General features: G+C 64.8%; 15 protein-coding genes. 5 read left to right on the top strand and 10 right to left on the bottom strand.

All coding sequences use genetic code 11. The features are described 5' to 3' along the window. Positions 1 to 120: 120 nt before the first annotated feature. The 4 genes from AC1DUR_RS10980 to AC1DUR_RS10965 are packed head-to-tail and all read right to left on the bottom strand — an operon-like array spanning position 121 to position 3,974. Positions 121 to 1,080, bottom strand: coding sequence for a Bug family tripartite tricarboxylate transporter substrate binding protein (locus AC1DUR_RS10980; protein ID WP_477721612.1), 960 nt, complete (start codon positions 1,078 to 1,080; stop codon positions 121 to 123). A 29-nt stretch (positions 1,081 to 1,109) separates the two neighbouring features. Beyond that, entirely contained in the window at positions 1,110 to 1,298 is a 189-nt protein-coding gene (locus AC1DUR_RS10975) for a DUF2783 domain-containing protein (RefSeq protein ID WP_477716296.1), read from the bottom strand. 11 nt (positions 1,299 to 1,309) lie between these two features. Then, positions 1,310 to 2,992: an FAD-dependent oxidoreductase gene (locus AC1DUR_RS10970; RefSeq protein WP_477721611.1), complete on the bottom strand. Its 1,683-nt coding sequence runs from the start codon at positions 2,990 to 2,992 to the stop codon at positions 1,310 to 1,312. Positions 2,993 to 3,014: 22 nt separating this feature from the next. Then, on the bottom strand, positions 3,015 to 3,974 hold the full coding sequence (locus AC1DUR_RS10965; protein WP_477721610.1) for an MBL fold metallo-hydrolase: 960 nt from the start codon (positions 3,972 to 3,974) through the stop codon (positions 3,015 to 3,017). 214 nt (positions 3,975 to 4,188) lie between these two features. On the opposite strand from AC1DUR_RS10965, the gene AC1DUR_RS10960 reads away from it, so the two are divergent. After that, positions 4,189 to 4,923: an IclR family transcriptional regulator gene (locus tag AC1DUR_RS10960; RefSeq protein WP_477721609.1), complete on the top strand. Its 735-nt coding sequence runs from the start codon at positions 4,189 to 4,191 to the stop codon at positions 4,921 to 4,923. A gap of 389 nt (positions 4,924 to 5,312) precedes the next feature. Here AC1DUR_RS10960 and AC1DUR_RS10955 read toward each other — a convergent pair whose 3' ends face one another. Continuing rightward, positions 5,313 to 5,504, bottom strand: a complete 192-nt coding sequence (locus AC1DUR_RS10955) for a 4-oxalocrotonate tautomerase (RefSeq protein WP_305636226.1) — start codon at positions 5,502 to 5,504, stop codon at positions 5,313 to 5,315. A 257-nt stretch (positions 5,505 to 5,761) separates the two neighbouring features. Here AC1DUR_RS10955 and AC1DUR_RS10950 point away from each other — a divergent pair, with 257 nt between their 5' ends. After that, positions 5,762 to 7,087 carry a zinc-binding metallopeptidase family protein gene (locus tag AC1DUR_RS10950; RefSeq protein WP_477721608.1) on the top strand — a complete coding sequence of 442 codons (1,326 nt, stop codon included), beginning with the start codon at positions 5,762 to 5,764 and terminating at the stop codon, positions 7,085 to 7,087. 50 nt (positions 7,088 to 7,137) lie between these two features. Beyond that, complete coding sequence (locus AC1DUR_RS10945; RefSeq protein WP_477721607.1) at positions 7,138 to 7,473, top strand: hypothetical protein; 336 nt, start codon at positions 7,138 to 7,140, stop codon at positions 7,471 to 7,473. Positions 7,474 to 7,542: 69 nt separating this feature from the next. Here the strand turns inward: AC1DUR_RS10945 and AC1DUR_RS10940 are convergent, their stop codons facing one another. From AC1DUR_RS10940 to AC1DUR_RS10930, 3 genes are all read right to left on the bottom strand, one after another. Continuing rightward, positions 7,543 to 8,322 (bottom strand): Crp/Fnr family transcriptional regulator, encoded by a 780-nt coding sequence (locus AC1DUR_RS10940; protein WP_477721606.1) that lies wholly within the window; start codon positions 8,320 to 8,322, stop codon positions 7,543 to 7,545. Between the two features lie 176 nt (positions 8,323 to 8,498). Beyond that, positions 8,499 to 8,657, bottom strand: coding sequence for a hypothetical protein (locus AC1DUR_RS10935; protein ID WP_477716288.1), 159 nt, complete (start codon positions 8,655 to 8,657; stop codon positions 8,499 to 8,501). A 175-nt stretch (positions 8,658 to 8,832) separates the two neighbouring features. Next, positions 8,833 to 11,427 (bottom strand): DUF1631 family protein, encoded by a 2,595-nt coding sequence (locus AC1DUR_RS10930; protein WP_477721605.1) that lies wholly within the window; start codon positions 11,425 to 11,427, stop codon positions 8,833 to 8,835. Positions 11,428 to 11,719: 292 nt separating this feature from the next. Between AC1DUR_RS10930 and AC1DUR_RS10925 the strand changes: the two genes are divergently transcribed. Both AC1DUR_RS10925 and AC1DUR_RS10920 read left to right on the top strand, forming a co-directional pair. Beyond that, positions 11,720 to 12,751 carry a LacI family DNA-binding transcriptional regulator gene (locus AC1DUR_RS10925; protein ID WP_477716286.1) on the top strand — a complete coding sequence of 344 codons (1,032 nt, stop codon included), beginning with the start codon at positions 11,720 to 11,722 and terminating at the stop codon, positions 12,749 to 12,751. A gap of 120 nt (positions 12,752 to 12,871) precedes the next feature. Beyond that, entirely contained in the window at positions 12,872 to 13,885 is a 1,014-nt protein-coding gene (locus AC1DUR_RS10920) for a Bug family tripartite tricarboxylate transporter substrate binding protein (RefSeq protein ID WP_477721604.1), read from the top strand. 76 nt (positions 13,886 to 13,961) lie between these two features. On the opposite strand, the gene AC1DUR_RS10915 is transcribed toward AC1DUR_RS10920, so the two are convergent. Both AC1DUR_RS10915 and AC1DUR_RS10910 read right to left on the bottom strand, forming a co-directional pair. Then, positions 13,962 to 15,758: a carboxylesterase/lipase family protein gene (locus AC1DUR_RS10915; protein WP_477721603.1), complete on the bottom strand. Its 1,797-nt coding sequence runs from the start codon at positions 15,756 to 15,758 to the stop codon at positions 13,962 to 13,964. Further along, positions 15,755 to 17,317, bottom strand: a complete 1,563-nt coding sequence (locus AC1DUR_RS10910) for an FAD-dependent oxidoreductase (protein ID WP_477721602.1) — start codon at positions 17,315 to 17,317, stop codon at positions 15,755 to 15,757. The genes AC1DUR_RS10915 and AC1DUR_RS10910 overlap by 4 nt, the downstream gene beginning before the upstream one ends. Between the last annotated feature and the right edge of the window lie 11 nt (positions 17,318 to 17,328).

Genomic DNA, 17,328 nt, shown 5'->3' with positions numbered 1-17,328 from the left:
GCGATCTTTCTCTTTCTCTTGCTCTTTCTCTTGCTCTTTCTCTTGCTCTTTCTCTTGCTCTTGAATTAATAGCTGCTTGCGCTGATGCAGCTTGCGCAAGAGGGCTATTTCATTACTATTTCAGTCTATCTTGATGTTGTTGTCGCGGATCAGCTTGCCCCAGCGCTCGCGCTCGCTCTTGACGTAGCTGGCCATCTGGGCCGGCGTGCCGGGCAGGCCCTCGACGCCGAGCGCCTGAAAGCGTGCCCTGACCGTGGTCGAATTCAGCGCCTCAACCAGCGCCTTGTTGAGCTTGGTGACGGCCTCGGGCGGCGTGCCGGCGGGCACCGAAAGGCCTTGCCAGGCGTAGGCCTCGAAGCCGCTCAGTCCCTGCTCGGCGAGCGTCGGCACGTCGGGCAAGGTGGCAATGCGCTGGGCGCTCGCCACGCCGATGGCCTTGACCTTGCCGGCCAGCACGAACTGGTTGCCGCTCGCGCTATCGACGAGCATGAAGGGGACGACGCCGCTCAGGATGTCCTGCATCGCCGGCGCGGCGCCGCGGTAAGGCACATGCGTCATCTTGAGGCCGGTTTTCTCACGCAGCATTTCCGTCGCCAGATGGTGCGGGCTGCCCGCGCCGGCCGAGGCGTAGTTGATGCCGTTCGGCTGCGCCTTGGCCCAGGCCAGGAACTCCTTGAAGTTTTTCACCGGGACGTTCGCACCCACCACCAGCACCAGCGGAAAGCGGGCCAGCATGCCGACCGGCAGTAGGTCTTTTTCGGCGTTGTAGCTGAGCCTGGAAAACAAAAAGGGGTTGGCCGCGAGTGTCGCGAAGTCGGCCGTAAACATCATATGGCCATAGTCTTTCGAGCGTGCCACATAGTCGGCCGCGATGTTGGTCGCCGCGCCGGGCTTGTTGTTGATGATGATGGCCTGGCCGAGGTTCTTGGCCATGGTTTCGGCGGTGGCGCGCGCCACCGCGTCCGAGCCGCCGCCGGCCGCGTAGCCGACGACCCATTCGATCGGTTTGCTGTCTTGCGCCACCGCCGCGAAGGCGGTGAACGAAAGAGCCAGGGCGAGAATGCGGGAACTGAATTTCATGAATGTCTCCTTGGGGTTGGGGTGCGGAATCAGGCGCGCTGCGCCGCGGCGAAGGCCTCGCGCAGCACGGACAGCGAGCCGATGTGGTTGGCCAGCACCAGCACAAGGCGTGCGTTGAAGGCGTGGCTCTCTTCAGTCGAGAGTCCCTGGTTCGCTTCGATCAGCGCTTCGTAAAAATCGTCGGGCGCGTCGAGGTTCGGGGTGGTGATCAGTTTCATGGCGGCCTCCTTCATGCCTTGGCGAGTGCGTGGTCCAGTGCGGTGCGGACGTCTCGCGTGTCCGGTTGCCGCCAGCGTGCGCAGACGTGGTGGTCGGGCCGCAGCAGGTAGACGGTGCCGGGTCGTGCGTCGTAGCGCTGGGTAGCGAGCGCGTGAGCGCTGCTCGATGCGACGCGCACCACCTTCACAGCCGGGTCGGCCTCGGCGACCGCGCGTGCGCTGCGCTCGGCCAGATCACCGCCGCCACTGTCGTCGCCGAACACCAGCGCGCTGAAACCCGTGGGGTTCAGTTCGCGCAGCAGCCAGCCGGCGCTGCCATCGGCGCAAGCGATAGGCGCGTCGGCGGCCGGTGCGCCGGGCACCAGTTTGCCTTCGAAGGCGTCGGCATCGGCGGTGTTCAGCACTGAGTCGTGGAGCGTGGACGGTACCGAGAGCCGGCCGCTGTTGACCAGCGTGCGCGCAAAGCCGTGGCGCTTGGCCAGTTCGAGCACCGCGTCGCGGAACAGCCGGCTGACCTCGCTTTTGGGCGTGATGAAGTCGGTGGCGCGGGTGGAGTTGCGGATGTTCTCGTCGGCCGCGTATTCGCGTTCGCTGGCATAGCTGTCGAGCAGCGCGTCGGGCGCGTCACCGCGCACGACCGCCGCCAGTTTCCAGGCCAGGTTTTCTGCGTCCTGCACGCCCGAGTTGGCGCCGCGGGCGCCGAAGGGTGACACGCCGTGCGCCGAGTCGCCGGCGAACAGCACGCGGCCATGGCGGAAACTGTCCATGCGCAGGCAGGCGAAGGTGTAGACGCTGGCCCATTCGAGTTCGAACTGCGCGTCCTTCATCGACGACTTGGCCAGCAGCGCCTTGACGCGCGGAATGATGTTCTCGGGTTTCTTCTCGTGCTCGGGATCGGCATCCCAGCCGAGCTGGAAGTCGATACGCCAGACGTTGTCGGGCTGCATGTGCAGCAGCACGCTCTGGTTCGGATGAAACTCGGGGTCGAACCAGAACCAGCGCTCTGCTGGCTGATCGAGCTTCATCTTCACGTCGGCAATGAGAAAACGGTCCTTGAAGATGCGGCCCTTGCTCTCCTGGCCCAGCAGCTGGCGCAAATTGGAGCGCGAGCCGTCGCAGGCGGCGACGTAGCCGGCGGCGATCTGGTAATTGCCCTCGGGCGTTTCGACGGTCAGCAAAGCATGGTCGGCCTGCTGCTCTATGCCCACCACCTTGTTGTTCCAGCGCAGGTCAATCAGCGGCAGCCCAGCCGCGCGCTCGGCCAGGTAGCCCTCGACGTAGTACTGCTGCAGGTTGATGAAGGCGGGCCGCTCGTAGCCGGCTTCGGGCTGCAGGTTGAAGCTGTAGATCGGATCATTCTTGAAGAACACCTTGCCGACGTTCCACGAGACACCCTTGTCCGTCATGCGCTGGCCGCAGCCGAGGCGGTCGAACACCTCGAGCGTGCGTTTGGCAAAGCAGATGGCGCGCGAGCCGGTCGAGAGCGTGCAGTCGTTGTCGAGCAGCAGCACCGGCACGTTCTGCTGCGCCAGGTCAATGGCCAGCGCCAGGCCCACCGGACCGGCACCGACCACCACCACCGGATGGCGCGCGGGCGCATCGGCGTCCTGGTCGGCATGACGCTCGTAGTCGAAGGCCAGCTTCTGGTAATCGACGCCGCTGCCCCGGGTGTTTGGAAGTTCCTGCAATTTCATCTTTGTCTCCTCAGGGATCGCGTCAACCTTCCAGCGTTTCCCACATCTGCTGGTCGCGCTCGGCCGTCCAGATGCGTGGGTCGGGGTACTGTGTCGCCTCGTCGTAGCAGCGGGTCACGTCGAAGGGCATGCAGTGGTCAAAGATCACCCAGTGGCCGTACTTGGGCTTGAGCCTGGCGTAGGTTTCCTGGTAGACAGCGTTGAGGTTCTTGCCGACCTTCACGCCGGCCTGGACGCTGGCGTACACGTCGGCAATGAAATCGCGCGTGCCGGCCAGGCCCTTTTGCACTTGCTCGGGGCTGGTGAGCGCGGCGCCGCGGCCGGGCACCAGCGCCGCCGGCTTGAGCGCCGCCAGCTTGTCCAGCGTCTGCGGCCAGTCCTTGAAGTAGGCGTCGCCGGCATAGGGCGTCGCGTCGAACTCGACCAGGTCGCCCGAAAACAGGATCTTGTCCTTGGGCAGCCAGACCACCGTGTCGCCCTTGGTGTGGCCGCGCCCGAGCTGCAGTAGCTGCACCTCGAGCTTGCCCAGCCACAGCGTCATTTTTCCGGTAAAGGTCAGGGTCGGCCAGGTCAGGCCAGGCGGCACCGATTCGACATCGCGGAACAGGCGCGGAAAGCGGCCAATTTCGCTCGCCTTGTCCTGCTCGCCGCGCTCCCCGATTAGGTCATAGGTGTCCTGGCTCGCCAGGATGTGCTCGGGCTGGTAGCCGCTGGCACCCAGCACGCGCACCGCGTGGTAGTGGGTCAGCACCACATATTTGATGGGTTTGTCGGTCACCTCGCGGATGCGGCGCACCACATCGGCCGCCATGGCCGGCGTGGCCTGGGTGTCGGCCACCAGCACGCAGTCGTCGCCGATGACGATGCCGGTGTTGGGGTCGCCTTCGGCCGTATAGGCGTAGGCGTTGTCCGAAAGCTTGGTGAAGCTGACCTGCTTCTCGTCGAGGTCGGCTTGGGAGGCGAATTTCTTGGGGCTGCTCATGGGATCTCCAGACTGGGGTGGGAAGGTCGTGATTTGTCAACTGCAAATCGATTTGTTAATTCTATGCAAAAATTTGCCATTGTCAAATCCATTTGTGAAATGATGGGTGCTTGTGGCGACTGGCCACCCCTTCACCACCCCCACCGGGAAGCCAAGCATGGACAAGGACGAACACGATCACCAAAAAGAACATAAAGAGCAGCGGGCTGTGTAATTGGTCGAGATAGGCGGGCGGCTGCTGCTGGCGCTGGCCGAGCACCCCAGCTCCATGACGCTCAAGGACCTGGCCGCCAAGGCTGGCCTGCCGGCGTCGCGCGCGCACACTTACCTGGTGAGTTTTGGCAGGCTGCGCCTGATCGAGCAGGACGCGGTCACGGGCCGCTACGCGCTGGGCGCGGCGGCGCTGCAGGTGGGGCTGAGCTGCCTGCACCAGCTCGACCCGCTGAAAGCCGCCACGCCGGTGGCCGAAGCGCTGGCGCTGGCCATAGACCAGACGGTGGCCATCGCGGTGTGGGCCAATTTCGGCCCGACCATCGTGCGCTATATCGAGGCCAGCCAGCCGCTGCATGTCAGCATGCGCATGGGCACGGTCATGTCCATCCTGGGCACGGCCACGGGGCGGGCTTTTGTCGCCGCGCTACCCAAGCAGCGACTGGAGCAGTCCATGCTGGGCGCCTGGGGCGATGCGCCCCGGCGGCTGGACCGCAGCGCCGTGAAGGACCTGGACCAGGAGATCAAAAACATCAAGGCTGTAATGCAGCAGCACGGCGTGGTGCGGGCGATGGGGCGGCCGATTCCCGGCGTCAATGCCTTCAGCGCCGCCGCGCTGGGCCATGAGGATAATTTTCCGGCGGACTGGGACTCCGATATCGCCCGCGCCGTGCGCCAGGCGGCGGCGGATGTGTCGCTGCGGCTGGGTTACCGGGTCAAGGCGTCAATTGGGCCCTAAGAACCTGTTTACGATCTAAACGGGGCCGCGCAAGCACCTTCTCGGGATGGGATGCAAGGCGCGGTGCGCCGCCCATAGCTCGGGCTATGGGCAAGCGCCGCAACGCCGCAGACCGCCCGAGAAGGCGCTTGCCCTTCGGGTTGGGGTGAAATCGGGCGATTGAGCCACCCGGGCCCTTGCATGGGCATGAGCCCATGCGGCGGTCCCGGGCGCCCCACTCATCCCGATTGCACCCCAACGCGGCCTCGTTTAGATCGTAAACAGGTTCTAACCCAGGCGGGATGGGCGCTGCAAGCCATTAAGCGATTAACTTGCATGCCGGCCGCAGCGCGCCTGCCGGTCGGCGTGCGAGGCAGGGGATGCGGACGGGCTTGAAAATTTCCTGGCGCTCAGCTTCTGGGTTCCGACCAGAGCTTGCCGCCGGTGGCCCAGTTCTCGCGCTTGATGTCGGTGATGATGATGTCGACCGAGTCGGGCTGGCCGCCGAGAATCTCGACGCTGACGCGGGTGATGGCTTCGGCGAGCTTTTTCTTTTGCTCAACGGTGCGGCCTTCCATCATTTCTACATGGTATGTGGGCATGGGTTCCTTGGGTGATAGTTGAAGATGACCAGATGATAAAAGTAAAAGCAAGGGTTGATCGAGCAAGGGCTGGCCGGCAGGCGGAAGTTTGCTGAACTGAAAGTGCCGGGTGTCGCTTGTCCGGGTGTCACTTATGTCAGCAGGCGCTTACACGCGCACAAGGCTCACTGCCCTCACGCCGCCGCCATCAAACGTGGGACACTGGAAGCCATGGAAGTGCAGGGTTCTGCAGGTTCCTTTTTTCCGGCACATCTCCCGTGTGCCTTTTACCTTTGTCATTCAATACGTTTCCAAACACCGCGGATCAACCCCTGCCCCTGCTGGCAGGGCGTAACTACCGCTGCCATTGCGGGCAGCCGGTCTTTTTTCGCAACAGCAAATGCCTGGCTTGCGACACCCCGCTGGGCTATGACCCGGAGCGCGGCATGTTGCTGCCCCTCATGCCGGGGCCGCAAGAGGGCACCTGGCGGGAGTGGCAGGCGCAGGCCGCGCCCGCCAAGGCCACTCCCGACGACGCGCATCCGCCCTTGTTGCAGGACATCCCCGGCCAGCAATCCGCCAACCCCCCAACCGCAGCGCCCGGGCCGGACGTCGCCGGGACCGTGTCCGGGATCGAGTCCGAGAGCGGCGCGCCGGTGTACAAGCGATGCCTGAACCTTTCGACGCCGGCTTCCTGCAACTGGCTGATGGCCGTCGAAGACCCGCACGACATGTGCCGCGCCTGCAGGCTGAACCGCACCATTCCCGATCTCACTGACCCGGCCCTGCCGGACAACGGTTACCTGTGGGGCCAGGTGGAGCTGGCCAAGCGCCGCCTGGTGTCGTCGCTGATCCTCCTGAAGCTGCCCGTGGCTTCCTGCATGAGCGAGGACCCCGAGCACGGCTTGATGTTTGATTTTTTGCGTTCCCCCCTCAACGGGCCGTACATCCTGACCGGCCACAACACCGGCCTCATCACGCTCAACATCGATGAAGCCGATGACGCCAAGCGGGAGGCGGTGCGCAAAGCCCTGCGCGAGCCCTACCGGACGCTGCTGGGGCATTTGCGTCATGAGGTCGGCCACTACTACTGGGGCCGCCTGATCGCCGGCACGCGCTGGCATGAGGGCTTTTCCCGGCTCTTTGGCGATGAGTCGGTGAATTACCCGGCCAGTCTCCAGCGCAACTACGACGAAGGTCCGCCGCCGGATTGGCCCATGCATTTCGTGAGCGCCTATGCCAGCGCCCATCCATGGGAAGACTGGGCCGAATGCTGGGCTCACTACCTGCACATGCGCGATGCGATTGACACCGCACTGAGCTTTGGCCTGAGCGTGGATCGCTTCGACCTGGAGTTCACGCCCTTCACCCTTGACGCCCTGTATCAGCCGGAGCATCCCGAGGCGGGGCAGTTCCTGGCATTCCTCAACCACTGGACGCGGCTCACCACCATGCTCAACGAAATGTCGCGCAGCATGGGTCAGCCCGATTTCTATCCATTTGCGTTGCCCCTCAATGTGGTGGGAAAACTGCATTTCATTCACCTGGTGGTGACCTCGGGCAGCTGGCTGGACTTCGGCCATCATGGTGCGGTTGACGGGTGATCGACGGCCGCGGCATGCGGTACAGTGTGCCCACACTGTCTCCATCTTCCATGCCCAGCAAGCCACGTGGCCACCATTACAGCGTGTATGTGATCGAGCTGGCGCCCGAGGTCTGGGATGCGGCCCGGTTTCGCCGCGCCAATCCGGACTACCAGCTGGGCAGACCGTTTGTGTATGTCGGCATGACCGGGCTGGACCCGGACGTGCGCTTTGACAAACACAAGGCCGGCATCCAGTCGAACCGCTTTGTGCGCGATTTCGGTGTGCGCCTGATGCCCGAGCTGTACGCCATGTACAACCCCATGCCGTACGAAGGTGCGCGCGACATGGAGGTCGAGCTGGGCATTGGTTTGCGGGAGGCCGGCTATGGCGTCTGGCAGGCGTGAACGCCAGACGGCCACCGCCCGTGCCCCCTGCCGCTGTGTGAGCGGGCAGCGCTGCGCTGCACCCTTTCCCTAAAAAAGGGTAGCGCTTGCCCGGGGCGGCCCACCCGGAGAATTGTCCTCAAGCGCCTTCAGCGGCAGCGTCAGTGCGCGGTCGTAGGCCATCAGGTCGGCCCGATAGCACGGGCAGGCTTGTGCCTGCAGCCTGGCTTCATCGAGCAGCATCAGGTAGCCCCGGCTGTAGCTGATCAGGCCCATTTTTTGAAACACGCTGGCGGCCTGCGACACGCTCTCGCGCCGGACACCCGCCATCAGGCCCAAGGCTTCATGGGTGAGAAAGAGCTCCCCGGAATGGGCCCGGTCGCGCGTCATCAGCAGCCAGCGCGCCAGGCGCTGCGGCGCCGTGTGGTAGTGCAGGCAGGCCGCCTGCTGCGCCATATGGCTGGCAAAAACGTCGACGTAGCGGTGCAGGACATTGCGCAGACAGGCACCTTCAGCCCGCCGCAGTCGCAATGCATTGCGGTGGATCTTGAAGGCACGCCCCGGGCCCTGCACCAGACTGGTAAACGACGAGGCTTCCACACCGAGCAGGAGCGAGGTGTGGCACATGCCCTCGCTGCCGACCAGGGCAACGCCAAGGCCCGGGGCCTGGACCTGCTCCACCGGCAGGATCATCGAGACAAAGCCTTCCACGGGAAAGTAGGCATGCTCGGGCGTCTGGCCGGCTTCTACCAGCACCGTCTGGGGCTTGAGCTCCACCAACTCGCTGTGTTCAATGAACATGGCGCGTTCATACGCCGGCAGTGCCGAGATCAGCCGGTTGGCCAGAGACAGATCTTTTTGAAACGACAAGACACCTCCTGTTGGCTTTGCGGACAACGAGTGGTGCGTACTAGTCTAGACGCTTCACTCGCCGCACAAGCGAAGCTATTGCTGCGATCTGCATCCATGTGTATCCAGGCCCGCTGGAAAAAAGCAATGGGGCGATGAGGCAATGGGCGGACAAGCCGCGGCGGACCCCGCCAGGCTCAAACCGGGGTTTTGCGGACCGGATCTTCGGCGTCGGGGATCCCCGGCGCGGGCAAGTCCCTGTCGTCAGGCTGCACGGGCAGGCTGGGCGGGTCATCGGGCTCATCAACCGGCGGGCCGCCGGGCAAGGGCGGGGGCCGTGGGTGGCTGGACTTCATGGTTCGATCTCGTGAGGAATGATTGTGGCAAGTTCGGGCTGTTACACCTGAAAGCAATCCTAGAAACCCTTCCTGCATACCGGTCGAGGTCGGTAGCGCCAGCCGTATCGCCACCTTCAGGGTTGGCGGACAAGGAAAAAGTGTTTGCGAGCTTAAACGCTTAAACGTTAAACGCTTAGGCGCTCATGAGGTCCGCCGATGCCGGAACCTCACCGGGCGTGCTGGCGGGGGTGTCCGCTTCCAGGGCCAGCGCGTCGAGCGCCTGGCCGACGACGCCTTGTGTATCGACGGGCCGCAGAAGGCGGTCCCGGATCAGTCGCTCGCAGCTTCGCCGTGTCATGGAATGGGGTTGCCCGCCATGGCTCACAAACATGAAGAGGGTGCCTTTGGTGCCGGCCCAGATCAGCTGGGCGCGCAGCCAGCGGTGCTTGGAGTACAGGTCGACCCAGTGCCCCGCCCGCAGGCCGAGCAGCATCCGTTCGGCTTCGGCCGGGGCGATGGCCGGGCCGGTTGCTGGAGAGGCAACGTCCTGCTGCTGCGGCGCCGGCTCTGTTCCTGGGGTCTCGGCCGGATCGCCATCGCCGGTTGCTGCTGACTCGGCCACGGCAGGGGTGTCGTCTTCCAGGGGCGCGAGTTCGCCGGGCGCAGTGGGCAGCGTGTCTTCAAAACCGGCCGCGTCCAGGTCATCGCGACCCAGCCAGGGCGGCGCGGCAGATCGGGCCTCGCGGGGCTCGGTGGTGGGGTCCGTGATGAACGTGGTGGTGTGGGCCTCTTCAGGCTCCAGCGGCATGGCGCCGGACTCTTCCGCGTCACGCTGGCTCTTGAGCCGGCGCAGCTTGAGTACCGGCCTGTGCAGCTTCATCAGCTCGTCAAAAAAAACTTCGCTTTCGCGCGGGTCCTGGCCCAGCAAGGTCAGTCCTGCGTGAAGTTTGCCCAGCAGGCTCGGCAGCATCTCGAACAGTTTGGCGGGACGCTTCAACGTCACTCCACGCTTGACGCTCCACAGCAGGTCGGGCACCACCGAGCCAAAGCCTTCCGGGTCGACCTGGTTGCGCGTGTCGGTGAGCCTGGCATGGGCCATGGCGAGCGCCCAGGAGTCGAACAGAAAGTCCAGCACCAGAGCCGGGACATCCCCAAGGTCTGAACGCCTGCCCAGGTCCTGGGCAATTTCATCGGCAAGGGTTTGGCGTTCCTCTGCAAAATGCAGGGCCTGCAGCAGGTTGTCGCGGTTTTTGGCCTCCAGCCGGTCCTGTTCGTCCCAGTGTTGGGCCAGTGTGGCCAGCGCGGCATCGAAAGGCTGGGCATTCTTGATATCCAGCCCGTTGAGTTTGTTAAAGGCGCGGATGACCGGCTGGAGAAACTCCGAGAATTCGCTACTGAACTCGTCGTTGTAGCTGAAGCTGCGTTGGGCCACGCGCTCCATCAGCCGCCTGCCGGGGTGGTCCTCGTCACTGAAAAAAAGCGGGTCCACCATGGCCAGGCGCATCAGCGACGGCTCCAGCGCTACGATGGCCTCGCGCACCGGCGCCAGCAGGCGCGGGTCCTGCGCCACATGGCTCACCAGCTTGCGCACCACCTCCAGCCCCATCACCTGACCGACCTGCCTGGCTTCCTTCTTCAGCTGGGTCCGGACAATGTCGCGTTCCCGGGGGCGCCCATAAGCACCCCAGACCTGCTGGCTCAGCTGGCTGCGCTCATCGACAACCCGCTGGGGGCGGTCGACGGTCGGCATTTTCTGATAGCCGGAAAGCGGTGCCGCGCGTGACTCGAGCGGAGCCTGTGCCGTCTCGCGCGCTGCTTTCAGCGCCTTCAGTTCTTCCTCGATGCTGTCGTAATAGGCGGGCGCCAGGCCGCGCTGCGCATTGCTTGCACCATTGAACAGGAAATCATGGAACAGGTCGCTCTTGACCCCGGGGTCGGACAGGTCGGCAAACTGCGAGGGCCGCAGGGGCTCGTCGGACACGTAGCCGACTGGCGGCGGTGGCGCGTCATCTCCGCGGCTGGCGCCCTGGCCGCCCTCCGGCCTGGCACCAGTTTGTGGGTTGCCCTGGCTCCTGTTGCCGCCGCTGGCAGGCGTTTGCAGCACGCGATAGCCGGCGCCCTGCACATTGGCCATTTCAAACTGGTTGATCAGCCGTTCGTACACCAGCTTGAGTTCGCGCCCGAGCGGAGCCGCCAGGTACCGGAGCCACAGCGCGCTGATGGCCCGGTCGACGGGCACGGCAAAAATCATGTCCTGAAGCGCCTGCGCGAAGACGTCCGGGCGCAGCGGGTTGAGTTCCGGCCGCACATTGGGCAGGCCCTGCACGGCGCTGACCAGCGTATTGAGTTCCGCGAGGCTTTGCTCTACCGCCGGTAAAACCTGCTGCAACAACCGCGACGACTCAATCGCCTGGGATACATCGGCGTCATCCATCAGCGAAAACGCTTCGGTGGAGCTGAGCGTGCTGGTCGCGGTGACGGTGGACGCGGCCCCCCGGCCCTGAGGCGACACGCCGGCCGGTGCCGAGGCCGCTTGCGTTGCCGCTGCGGCCTGGGTCCTCAAAACGGCAAGCAGGTCGGCGCAGTACTGCGCGCTCCAGCTTGCTTTGTGTTTCAGCAACTCGCGGTAGGCTGCAAAAATCTCTTCGCGCTCTGCCGCATCAGCGCTTTGGCTTTGCGCGAGCTCCAGCGCCGCTATTGCATCCTCGATGCAGCGCTCCATGGCCGGCTTGGCCGCTTTGGCGGCTTCCTCTATGCAGGATTGAAGAACTTCGGGTTGCGAGGCCATCTGGAGCGGGTTTGCGGGGAATTTTTTTTGATAATGACACTCAGCCGGGCGGCTTGCAACCGCGAATGCCTGAACGGAGGAGTTCTGAGGTTAAGGGGCAACGGTAATTTCCTTGGGACACTTGCAAAGTGTTTCAATTGGTTTCCACTTCACACAGTTGCCGGCGCCGGCCTCTTACCGGACCCAGTTTTTGAATCCGGGGCCACTTCCCGGTTGCACGGGCCGGTTCGCCGCGGCGACCCCCGGCAGGCCACGGTCGAGAGGCTGATGGCGTTAGCGTTAACATGGCCGCATGGATTCCCTTAAAAAGCCTGGCCGGGCCGCCAGGCCAGGCACGGGCGGCATCACGCTCAATGATGTGGCCAAGCTGGCCGGCGTGTCGGCCATCACCGTTTCGCGCGCCCTCAACACGCCCGCTGCCGTCTCGCCCGACACGCTGGAGCGCGTGCGCGGCGCCATCACGCGCAGCGGTTATGTGCCCAACCTCGTGGCGGGCGGCCTGGCGTCCAACCGAAGCCGCCTGGTGGCGGCGCTGGTGCCGACGATCGCCGGACCGGTGTTTCTGGAAACCATCCAGGCGCTGACCGATGCCCTCGCGGAAGCGGGCTGCCAGCTGATGCTGGGCCAGAGCGGCTATGGCGGCGCGCGGGAAGATGCCCTGCTGGACGCCATCATCGGGCGTCGGCCCGACGGCATCGTGCTGATCGGCATCATGCATTCCATTGAAGGGCGGCGGCGCTTGCTGGCGTCCGGCATCCCGGTGGTGGAAACCTGGGACATCACGCCCACGCCGCTCGACATGATCGTGGGGTTTTCCCACGAGAAAGTCGGCGTTGCCGTGGCCGATTACCTTCACGGGCGGGGCTTTCGCCGGCCCGGCATCGTCAGCGCCAGCGATGAGCGTGCGACGCGGCGGCGTATCGGGTTCGAGCAGCGTTTTGCCGAGCTGGGCGTTGCGGGCATTCCGGCGTGTGTGGTGCCGTCACCGTCCTCGCTCGGCAATGGCAGGGCCGGATTTGCCGAGCTGCGCGCCAGCCATCCCGACATTGATGTGGTGTTTTGCAGCTCCGACGTGATTGCCCACGGCGTCATCACCGAGGCCCACGCCACCGGCCTGAGCGTGCCGGACGATATCGCCGTGATGGGCTTTGGCGACCTGCCGTTCGCCGCTTTCACCTATCCGCAGCTGAGCACCGTCCGCATCGACGGCACCTCCATCGGCCAGCAGGCTGCCCGCTTCATCCTGGATCGGGTGGAGCGCCGCGACGTCGGCCCGCCGGTGCGCGATATCGGGTTTTCCCTTGTCCAAAGAGGCAGCGCCTGACTTGACGTCTTGTTGGATGCTGTTTTATGATCAATTGTTAGCGCTAACATTTTGAGTTTGGCGCCTCTGCATCGTTGTATTCAAGCAACTCCCTTCTCAAGTCTTTTCAAGGAAACCGTGATGACGACAAATTTTTCCCGCCGCAAGGCGGTTCTTGGCCTGGGTGGCCTGGGCCTCGGCACCTTGTTGCCCCTGCCCGGCGTGGCGAGCGCCGCGGACACAGCCACCACGGGCTGGCCCGCCAAACCGATCACCTATGTCGTTCCTTTCACGCCGGGCGGCTCCACCGACGTGATTGGCCGGACGTTGTCGCAAAAGCTGGCCGAAATACTGGGCCAGCCCGTGATCGTCGACAACAAGCCGGGAGCCGCCGGCGCCGTGGGCGCGACCTATGTGGCCAAGGCCAAGGCGGATGGCCACACGCTGCTGGGCGGCACCATCAGCACGCATGCCATCAATGCCAGCCTCTACAAGAACCTGCCCTACGATCCGGTCAAGGACTTTGAGCCGGTGGCGCTGGTCGCCATGCTGCCCAATGTGTTGATCGTCAACCCCAACCTGGGCATCAACTCGGTGGCGGATCTGGTGGCGCTGCTCAAGCGCGAGCCGTCCCGGCGCAACTTCGCCTCCTCGGGCGCGGGCACCTCGACGCATCTGGCCGGCGAGATGTTTGCCGACCTGATTGGCGTGCCGCTCACCCACATCGCTTACAAGGGCACACCGCCCGCCATGCTGGATGTCTCGTCCGGCCAGGTGACCTTCATGTTTGACCAGATGACGGCGGCCGTGTCGCTGGCCCAGGCCGGCCGGCTCAAGCTGCTCGCGGTGACGACCCCCAAACGCATGGCGCTGGCGCCCAGCCTGCCCACCATGATGGAAGCGGGCATCAAGAACTTCCAGATGGCCTCGTGGCAGGCGGTGTATGCCCCCAAGGGAACACCGCCAGCCATCGTGCAGCGGCTCAATGCCGAGATTGTCAAAATCCTGAAGATGCCGGACGTGGCGGCCAAGCTGACCGACCAGCTCGGCATGGAGATCGTGGGCAGCTCGCCCGAGGAACTCGCGGCGCACATGAAGTCCGAGATCGCGCGCTGGGCCGAGCTCGTGAAGAAATCCGGCGCGACGGCAAGCTGATAGCAGCACCACAAGAACCGCGAGAACCAGCTCCGGGTCCCGCAGCTGCGCGCGACGATGGGCGTTGCGCCGTCAGTCAGATTTCGACCCGTGGCCGGAACTCCACGGCAGGAACGGTACAGCCAAACTCGCGGCACCAATGCTCGTACTCCGATGTATCGCCGTGGCCTGCGAACAGCGGACTCCATACGAAAAGGCGGGCGTGGATGCGACAGCGCAGCGTGGCGGGTTCGGCCGCTGCATCGGTCTTCAGCGCCTGCTTGACGGCCGCCATGTCGGTGCGTACCCGCGCCATGCGGATGCCGCCATCGCGCGCCGTGTCGAAAAGCAGGCACTCGGCTTGTTCCGCGTTGAGACTGCGGCTCGGCCACTCATGGCCTGGCAGCGTTGGTACGCCGTCGCGCGCGAAGCGGGTCCACGCATCGCCCATCGCCTGGGTCAACACGGACCGGCCGGACCGGTTGAACGGCGTGTTGACGCCAAAGATGTCGAGTTCGCCCGCCGTGTCGCGAAAGGCAAAGGCCATCTCCATGCCGTGCGCGGCGCCGAGCAGCAGGTCGGGGCGGATGAAGGGGATGGCGGGGGCCTCGTCCCAATCGAAGCGGTAGGTCCACACGTCGGCATGTCCGCCCGCCAGCATCGCATCGGCCGGGGCGTCGATATGCAGTGCCTTCCAGGCCAGCGACATGTATTTCATCTCGACCTGATAGGCGCGGCGATCGCGCAGGATCGGTACCTTCCCCAGCAGCAGGCGCGAGTGTTCGGGCTTGTCTGCGCTGAAGGTTTTGAACTCATCGCGATTGCTGCCCAGGATCACCGGCACGCGGTTCCATTGACCGGCGGCGAAGACCTCGGCCAGTGGCTCGCGCGGCAGGACCACGCCGTCGCGCACGGGACGAGGCGCCAGGTAGACCCCGACGCTGCCGGGCGTGAAGGCGCTCAGCAGCCGGGCCGGGCTGAGCGAGCGCAGAAAGGCGGCAATGTCTGTTGCGGGCAGCGTCGCGAGGTGCTTCTTCGCACTCTCGCGGTCACGGGACCGACCCTCAGCGACCCACAGCCGCCCCGTGACCTCCAGCGCGCTCTCGCGGTGGCCCGGCTGCACGTCGTCGCGCCAGTTCATCGCCTGTTCGACACTGAAGGTCTCGGCCACCGGCGACTGCGCGATCGCACGGTGGAACAAGCCCCGGGCCAGGGGGCTCGCCAACAGGGTCAGCACATTTTGTCCGCCGGCGGATTCGCCGAAGATCGTCACGCAGCCGGGGTCGCCGCCAAAGGCCGCAATGTTGGCCTGCACCCATTGAAGCGCGGCAATCAGGTCGAGCGTGCCAAAGTTGCCCGAGCGCTCCTCGGGTGTGGCGTCGTCGGCGTCATGCAGTGCCGGGTGGGTGAACCAGCCCAGCACACCGAGCCGGTAGTTGACGGTCACGACGAGCAAACCATCGTGGCTCGCGTAGTTGCGCGCCGCGTCGTAGGTGGCCGAGGTGCCCACCGAATTGCCGCCGCCGTGGATCCACACCATCACCGGGCGGCGTTGGCCTGCGCCCGGCACCGCACCCGGCTCGAAGGCGGGCGCGAAGATGTTGAGCGTGAGGCAGTTCTCGTCGCCCACGATCTGGCCGCGTTGCCGCGCCGGCGTGCCGGACAGCAAGTCGGCGTATTGAGGCCCCATCGCGCCGTGCGCGCGGGCCTCGAACACGCCGCTCCAGGGCACGGCAGGGCGCGGCGCGCGCCAACGCAAGGCCCCGGTGGGCGGGCTGGCGTAGGGGATGCCGCGCCAGCCGTGGACGCCGCCCGGCTCACGCGTGCCGATGACTTCGCCACCGGCCACACTGCGCCTGGACGCCGCATCAAGGGTGCGCTGCGCAGCCCTCATGCGTGCGCTTTGACGATGCGGTCGCTGATGTAGCTGGCCAGCGCGTACACCGTCTCCGAGGGGTTGTAGCCGATTGAGGTGGGTAGCAGGCTGGCATCGGCCACGTACAGGTTCTTGACGTCATGCGTTTCGCCATAGGGGTTGACCACGGTGGTCTTCGGGTTGCGCCCCATGCGGCAGGTGCCCTGCGGATGGAACGAGGTGTACTTGTAGCGTGCCGGTTCGTTCTTCAACGCGCCAATCACGCTTTCGACCTGATCGGCGCTCTCGACCACCGCCTTGTTCGATGACGGCAGGTAGAGCTTGCTCGCCCCGGAGGCAAACAGAATGCGCGCCGTGGCGACCAGCCCTTTCTTCATCGCATCGAAGTCGTCGTTGTCCACCGTGTAATGGATCTGCTTCTGACCATTTTCCCAGCGCACCTCGCCCACATTCTTGTCGTGGATCAGGCTGATCAGGCGGATCGTATTTTTGTAGCCCGTCATGTAGGCCACGTAGGGCTTGCCGGTGCCGGGCTCGGCCTGAAAGCCAGCCTCCACCGGCTCCTGTATCGCGTTGAGCAGCAGGTAGCCGCCTTTCTCGGGCAGTGTGTGCTGGTCCATGTAAAGCGAGTGGGTCGCGCCGTGGAAGTCGTTGACCTCGTGGGGAAATTCAGCGGTGACCGACAAGGTGGGATGGCAGGCAAAGTTCTTGCCCACTTGCGCGCTGCTATTGGCCAGCCCGCTTTTGAGCAGCAGCAGCGGCGTCTGGATCGGCCCGGCCGCCAGCACGACGATGGGGGCATCAACGCGCACATCGGCCTTCTTCTTGCCGGTAGCCGGGTCGATGACCTCGGCCAACACGCCACTGGCCTTGCCGCCCTCGGCCAGCACTTGCGTGACACGCGTGTCGGCGAAGATGGTCGCGCCATGCGCCACGGCCCAGGGCAGGTAGGTCACCAGCATGGATTGTTTGCGGTCGGAAGTGCAGCCGCTGAAACAGGCGCCGGTGAGTGCGCAGTCCTTGATGTTGCGCCGCGCCTTGCCTTCGGGGTAGCCCAGCTTTTTCATGCCCACGCCAATCAGCGCCGCGCCCGCGCTGGTCTCGTGCGAGGCGACGGTGCGGATGTGCAGGTTGCGCTCGATCTTCTCAAAGTAAGGCGTCAATGCCGCCGTGGTGAGGTTGGTCAGGCCGAACTCCTTGGCCCACAGCTTCAGGTAGTAATCGGGCGTGCGAAAGCACAGCGCCGCATTGACGACCGTGGAGCCGCCCACGCAAGCGCCTTGCAAAATGGCAATGTCGCCATGCATGTTGGACTGCCCGCCGTGGTCCTGGTAGAGCGTACCCATCGAGACGGCCAGCATCTCGGTGAACTTCTCCGACGGGATGTATGGCCCGGCCTCCAGCACGATGACCGTCTTGCCCGCGCGCGCCAGTTCGTAGGCGGCGATGGCGCCGCCAGCGCCTGAGCCGATGATCACTGCGTCGGCCTTCAGGTGCAGTTTTTCCTGCGTGATGTCACTGGCCTGTGTGACCTTGAGTCCCTGCTTGGCGAGCTTCACGGGAATGGATTTTTTCATGTGGTGTGTCC

This window comes from Polaromonas sp. P4_F4 (assembly GCF_056401355.1).
Note: the sequence above shows the minus strand (reverse complement) of the source record. Positions and strands in the feature narration are given on the sequence as shown.